Source organism: Streptomyces sp. NPDC003038, assembly GCF_040611115.1.
In the GTDB taxonomy this organism is placed as follows: Bacteria; Actinomycetota; Actinomycetes; order Streptomycetales; family Streptomycetaceae; genus Streptomyces.
The window spans coordinates 20,941-27,238 of sequence record NZ_JBEXNN010000047.1; the positions used below are offsets into that span (position 1 = coordinate 20,941).

Below are 6,298 nucleotides of genomic sequence, written 5' to 3' on the forward strand. Positions count from 1 at the left end.
CGGGTCACGGCCGTGCCCCTGGCATGCGACGGACAGACCCGGTCCGGCTCGGCGCGCGGACCGGCGCGGCCCTCCCTACAGTGCGAACCATGAGTGCCAGCGTGGAGGAGACCCGCGGAACCCGGAGCCGCTTCCTGAACCGGGTGCCCGACGGGTTCGGCGCGTTCTTCGGCGTGCTCGGCCTGCTGTGCGCCCTGCTGGCGCTCTCCCCGACCCTGCGGCGCCTGCTGCGCCCCGTCGTACGCTTCCTCGACCTCATCGTGGTCCCGGTCAGCGCGAACCTCGCCTACGCCGTCTTCCTCTTCCTGCTCGCCGCGGCCCTCGGCACCCGCAAGAAGGTCGCCTGGTGGATCGTCGTCATCTATCTGGCCCTGCTGATCCTCGCCGATGTCCTGATCGTGGCCGACGAGGAGTACTGGATCGGCGTCCCCTCGATGGCCATCGCCGTCGCCGCCCTGGTGGTGCTGATCGCCGCCCGCAGGGAGTTCTACGCCGCCTCCCGGCCAGGCGCCCTGTGGCGGGCCATGATCGTGCTCGGCGTCGGCCTGCTCGCCGCCGTCCTGGTGGGCTGGGGGCTCGTCGCCCTCTTCCCCGGCACCCTGCCCAGGGTCCAGTGGCTGGACTGGTCCGCCAACCAGGTCGTCGGCGGTCTCTTCCCCGCCCGCGAGTTCGACGGCCGCCCGCCCCGCCCGCTGTACTTCCTGCTCGGCCTCTTCGGCGCCCTCGCCCTGCTGAACGCCGCCACGACCCTCTTCCGTTCCCAGCGGCTGACCGCCGCCCTGCACGGGGACGAGGAGCCGCGCATCCGGGCCCTGCTCGGCGCGTACGGACGGGGCGACTCCCTCGGCTACTTCGCCACCCGGCGCGACAAGGCCGTCGTCTTCGCCCCCAACGGCAAGGCCGCCGTCACCTACCGCGTCGAGGCCGGCGTCTGCCTCGCCAGCGGCGACCCGGTCGGCGACCCCGCCGCCTGGACTCCCGCCATCAACGCCTGGCTCGACGTCGCCCGCCGCTACGGCTGGCAGCCCGCCGTCATGGGCGCCTCCGAAGACGGCGCCAACGCCTACGCCCGTTCCGGACTCAGCGCCCTCCAGCTCGGCGACGAAGCCATCCTGCACGTCGCCCACTTCGACCTCGACGGCCGCGACATGCGCGTCACCCGCCAGGCCGTCAACCGCGTCCGGCGCACCGGCGCCACCACCCTCGTCCGCCGCCACCGCGCCCTCAGCGAGGAGGAGATGCGGACCATCGTCGACCGGGCCGACAAGTGGCGCGACACCGAGACCGAGCGCGGCTTCTCCATGGCCCTCGACCGGCTCGGCGACCCCGCCGACGGCGACTGCCTGCTGGTCGAGGCCTTCGACGCCGACGGCGAGCTGATCGCCCTCCTCTCCTTCGTCCCCTGGGGCAAGGACGGCATCTCCCTCGACCTGATGCGCCGCGCCAGCACCGCCCCCAACGGCGTCATGGAGTTCATGGTCGCCGAGCTGTGCGCCCAGGCGCCCGCCCTCGGCGTGCGCCGGATCTCCCTCAACTTCGCGGTCTTCCGCTCGGCCTTCGAGGAGGGCGGCCGGATCGGCGCCGGCCCCGTACTCAAGCTGTGGCGCAAGCTGCTGCTGTTCTTCTCCCGCTGGTGGCAGCTGGAGGCGCTGTACCGCTCGAACGTCAAGTACGGCCCCGAGTGGTACCCGCGGTTCCTCTGCTACCAGGACGCCGGCTCGCTCGCCCGGGTCAGCCTCGCCTCCGGCATCGCCGAAGGCTTCGTCTCCGTACCCAGCCTGCGCACCCTGTGGGGCAACGGCCACACCAGGGGCCTCACCGCGCCCGCGACCACCGAGGGGCTGCCCTCCATCGCCTCCCTGGGCTTGGACACCGTGGAGGAGGACGGCGCGGGCGCGCGGCCCGAGCGGCTGCCCGAGCAGGTCCGCGTGCGCCACGACAAGCTGGAGCGCATCCGGGCCGCGGGCACCGACCCGTACCCCGTCGGCATCCGCCCCCGCACCCACACCGTCGCCGAACTCAAGGCCGCCGTCCCCGGCGCCCCGCCCGGCACCCGCTCCGGTGAGGAGGTGACCGTCGCCGGGCGGGTGATGGTCGTGCGCGACCTCGGCGGCGTGGTCTTCGCCGTCCTCCGTGACTGGTCCGGGGACATACAGCTGATGTTCACCCGCGACGAGGCCGGACCCGGCGTCCTGGACTCCTTCACCTCCCAGGTGGACTTCGGCGACCACGTGGTCGCGAGCGGCGAGACCGGCGCCAGCAAGACCGGCGAGCTGTCCGTCGTGGTCAGGTCCTGGCAGCTCACCGGCAAGTGCCTGCGCCCTCTGCCCGACAAGCGCAAGGGTCTCGCCGATCCGGAGGCCCGGGTCCGGCGCCGCTACCTCGACCTCGTCGCGAGCACGGGCGCACGAGACGTCGTACGGGCCCGCTCCAGCGCGGTGCAGGCGCTGCGCCAGGGGCTGCTGGAGCGCGGCTACCTCGAGGTCGAGACCCCGATGCTCCAGCAGATCCACGGCGGCGCCAACGCCCGGCCCTTCCGCACCCACATCAACGCCTACGACCTGGACCTCTACTTGCGCATCGCGCCCGAGCTGTACCTCAAGCGGCTCTGCGTCGGCGGTATGGAGAAGGTCTTCGAGATGGGCCGCACCTTCCGCAACGAAGGCGTCTCCTACAAGCACAACCCCGAGTTCACGATGCTGGAGGCCTACCAGGCCTTCGCCGACTACGACGTCATGCTCGACCTCACGCGCGAACTGATCCAGGGCGCCGCCACGGCCGCCTTCGGCTCACCCGTCGCGCACAAGGCGGGACCGGACGGCCGGCTCGTCGTCCACGACATCTCCGGTCCCTGGCCGGTCAAGACGATGTACGGGGCGATCAGCGAGGCCCTCGGAGAGGAGGTCGACGCCGACACCGAGGAGCGGGTCCTGCGCAGGCTGTGCGACCGGGCCAAGGTGCCGCACACCCCCGAGGACACCCGAGGCGACGTGGTCCTGGAGATGTACGAGCGGCTGGTGGAGGAGCGGACGCAGCTGCCCACCTTCTACAAGGACTTCCCGACCGACGTCTCCCCGCTCACCCGCCAGCACCGCGAGGACCCGCGGCTCGCGGAGCGCTGGGACCTGGTCGCCTTCGGGACCGAACTGGGCACCGCCTACTCGGAGCTGACCGATCCGGTCGAGCAGCGGCGGCGCCTCACCGCCCAGTCGCTGCTGGCGGCGGGCGGCGACCCGGAGGCGATGGAACTCGACAACGACTTCCTGGACGCCCTGGAGTACGCGATGCCGCCGACGGGCGGCCTGGGCATCGGCGTGGACCGGCTCGTCATGTTCCTCACGGGTCTGACGATCCGCGAGACGCTTCCGTTCCCTCTCGTCCGGCGCGGCTGACCGGCTGACCGACCGGCCGAACGACCGGGTTGCTGAGCCGGGCGGGTGACGGGAAGGGCGAGCGTCCGCGCCCCTCGACATCTGTGACGATGTCGTTGATACGTAGTAATAATGAAAAATGACGAGCCGACAGTGGGGCGACGCGTGCTCCTGCGTACCGCCGTCTTCCTCGGAGTCGCAGCCGCCGCCGGACTGATCAACTCGGGCGGCGAGGGCGGTACACCGGGCCCGGGTGGCGCGGCCGGGCCGGGGCCGAACCCCGCGGCCGGAGCGCCCGGAATGCTCTCCCAGACGCCGCCCGAGAAGTCGTACCGGCTGCGGCCGATGACCGCCGAGGCCCCCGCCCGCCCGGCCGCCGCCAAGCCCGCGGTCCGGACCCGGCCCATCCTGGAGCTGCCGGCCGACCCGGCCACGGCGAGCAGCATGGTGCTCACCTTCGACGACGGCCCCGACCCCCGCTACACGCCGGGCATCCTCGACACCCTCGCGCGGTACGGCGTACGCGCGATGTTCTTCGTGTGCGGGGAGATGGCCACCGAGAACCGGGACCTGCTGCGCCGGATGGTCGCCGAGGGCCACGTCATCGGCAACCACACCTGGACACATCCGCTCATCCCCAAGCTCAGCCGGCCCGGCCTCGCCTCCGAGATCGGACGCACGAGCGAGGTCGTACAGCGGAGCGTCGGGCAGGCACCGGTGTGGTTCCGGGCGCCCTACGGGGCGTGGAACCGGGCCGCCTTCGAGATCGGCGCCGAGCTGGGCATGGAGCCGCTCGCCTGGACCGTGGACTCGCTGGACTGGAAGGAGCCGGGGACCACCGCGATCGTCTCCCGGGTCCTCAAGGGCGCCGGGCCCGGCGTGATCGTGCTGTCGCACGACGCGGGCGGCAACCGGTCGCAGAGCGTCCAGGCGCTGTCGGCGTACCTTCCCCAACTGCTCGCACGGGGCTACCGGTTCACCCTGCCGGTGCTGCCGCCCCGCTGAGGGTCGGATTCCCCCCCCCCCCGGCCTGCCGGCCTGGGGCGCGGGGTCCACGCCGTGGGGCGCGGGCCCCGCTCGGGCGCGGGGCCCCGACCGCCGGGGTCAGCGGGCCTGCACCATCCGGGCGAAGACGACCACGTTGCCGTCGTAGCCGCGGGCCTTGGAATAGCCGCCGCCGCAGGTGATCACCCGGAGTTCGGGGTACCCGGTGTCCCCGTACACCCGGGCTCCGGGGAAGGACTCCTTCGAGAACACCTCCACGCCGTACACCTCGAACACCGCCGTGCGTCCGTCGTACCGCTCCACCTCGATGTGGCTGCCGGGCTTGACCGAGCCCAGGCCGTAGAAGACCGCCGGGCCCTGCGCGTTGTCCACGTGGCCCACGATCACCGACGAGCCCCGCTGGCCCGGCGAGATGCCGTTGAGGTACCAGCCGGCCAGATTCCTGTCCTGCGGTGGCGGGGCGTCGATCCAGCCCTGCGCGTCCAGCCCGACCGTCATCACCGGCGCGTCCACGTTGATCGTGGGAATCCGGATGCGCTGCACCGACGAGTGCTCCAGCACCTCCAGGTCAGCAGGCGGCGCCGGCGGATTCACCGGCACCTGGTCGGCGGTCACCGCGACGGCCGAGGCCGCGGCGGGCTGGGGCGGCCCCTCGTCGACGTTCACACCGTTTCGCACCATGGCGAGGCCGGTGAGCATGACCAGGGCGAGTACGCCCCACGGTGAGCGTTTGCGCGACTGCCCTGTCTCGTCCTCGCCCATCGTTCTCCCTTCGCGACGCGGGGGTCCCGACCCGCGTTCCCGTCCCGCCCCAGTACGCCCTACTTCACGCACGCTAAGGCTGAGTCGGCGGGACGGCGATTGGGGAGGGGGCGAACGGGTGGCGCGGCCCGGAAGGGGCCCGGAAGGGGCCGGAAGGGGTGCGCCCATCCAGGTAATCGTCACATAAATGCCTGACGGGTCGTGACCTGCGGATCCGTCAGCCGAGCGGTCCGCGCTTCGGCGTGTCGCTCAACCGTGCGGACCAAAGCCGGACATGCGGAGCTTGCGGGCCGCGCTGAGGGTTCGTCGTGGGAGGCGTTCTCGTCGATCATCCGGGGCCGACGCTCCGGGGCGCTTTCCGCTGGAGGTTCCACCATGCGTGTTTTCCGCGCTCTTACCGTGACGGCGGCGGCCTGCGCCGCGATCGGCCTCAGTGCCCCCATCGCCTCTGCGAACCCTCCGCTGGGCGGGGGCGGCGGCCCCAGCAACGTCTCGGTCAACCCGTACTCCGTGCACCAGGGATCCACGATGCAGGTGAGCGCGTCGGGTTGTGGACACGGCGGTACGGTCACCTCGCCCGGCAACTTTCCGCCGGCCAACCTGTCCGCCGGGTCGATCGGCTTCGCGACCGTCCGGATCTTCAACCACGCCTCCCCGGGCGAACACACGCTGTCCGTCCGGTGCAACGACAGCAGCCTGGTGGCCACGCACCGGTTCAGGATCCTCCCGGGCAACCCCGCCCAGGGCGGCATCGGCGGCTCCTTCGGCCCGTCCGCCGCCGAGACCGCCATCGGTGCGAGCCTGGTCGGCGCGGCGGCACTCGGCGCGGGCGTCCACGTGATGCGCCGCCGCCGTCCGATCCGCGGCCGGGCCTGACCGGCAGACCTCCCCGGTCAGGCTCCCGGGAGGGGTGTCTTCGGGGCCGGGTCATGCCGGGTCATGCCGGGTCCGCGGTGTCCGGTGCCGCTCCCGGGCCCGAGCCGGTTCTCCGGCTTCGGGTTCGGCGCCGGGTTCCGCTGCGGGACGGGGGCCTTGGTTCCGGCCCGCTACCGGTCCGGCCCGCAAGACATCCCTCAACCGCCGGTCGCCCCGAGTCCTGGCCAGCCACCGCCGGATCCTGGCGTTAACAGACTCGACCGCGTTCGTGGTGCAGACGATGC

The 6,298-nt window shown here is 72.5% G+C and carries 4 protein-coding genes; 3 read left to right on the forward strand and 1 reads right to left on the reverse strand.

Going from position 1 to position 6,298, the window contains the following annotated elements:
• The first annotated feature begins 89 nt into the window (after nt 1-89).
• Together lysX and ABZX75_RS31725 are read left to right on the forward strand one after the other, a co-directional pair.
• The gene (gene lysX / locus ABZX75_RS31720) at nt 90-3,392 is read left to right on the forward strand and encodes a bifunctional lysylphosphatidylglycerol synthetase/lysine--tRNA ligase LysX (protein WP_355416806.1); all 3,303 of its coding nucleotides are present in this window, start codon (nt 90-92) and stop codon (nt 3,390-3,392) included.
• 111 nt (nt 3,393-3,503) lie between these two features.
• Nucleotides 3,504-4,376, forward strand: coding sequence for a polysaccharide deacetylase family protein (locus ABZX75_RS31725; protein WP_355416809.1), 873 nt, complete (start codon nt 3,504-3,506; stop codon nt 4,374-4,376).
• 99 nt (nt 4,377-4,475) lie between these two features.
• Here the strand turns inward: ABZX75_RS31725 and ABZX75_RS31730 are convergent, their stop codons facing one another.
• On the reverse strand, nt 4,476-5,138 hold the full coding sequence (locus ABZX75_RS31730) for a class F sortase (RefSeq protein WP_355416812.1): 663 nt from the start codon (nt 5,136-5,138) through the stop codon (nt 4,476-4,478).
• A 375-nt stretch (nt 5,139-5,513) separates the two neighbouring features.
• On the opposite strand from ABZX75_RS31730, the gene ABZX75_RS31735 reads away from it, so the two are divergent.
• Nucleotides 5,514-6,014: a hypothetical protein gene (locus tag ABZX75_RS31735; protein ID WP_355416815.1), complete on the forward strand. Its 501-nt coding sequence runs from the start codon at nt 5,514-5,516 to the stop codon at nt 6,012-6,014.
• Nucleotides 6,015-6,298: the final 284 nt, after the last annotated feature.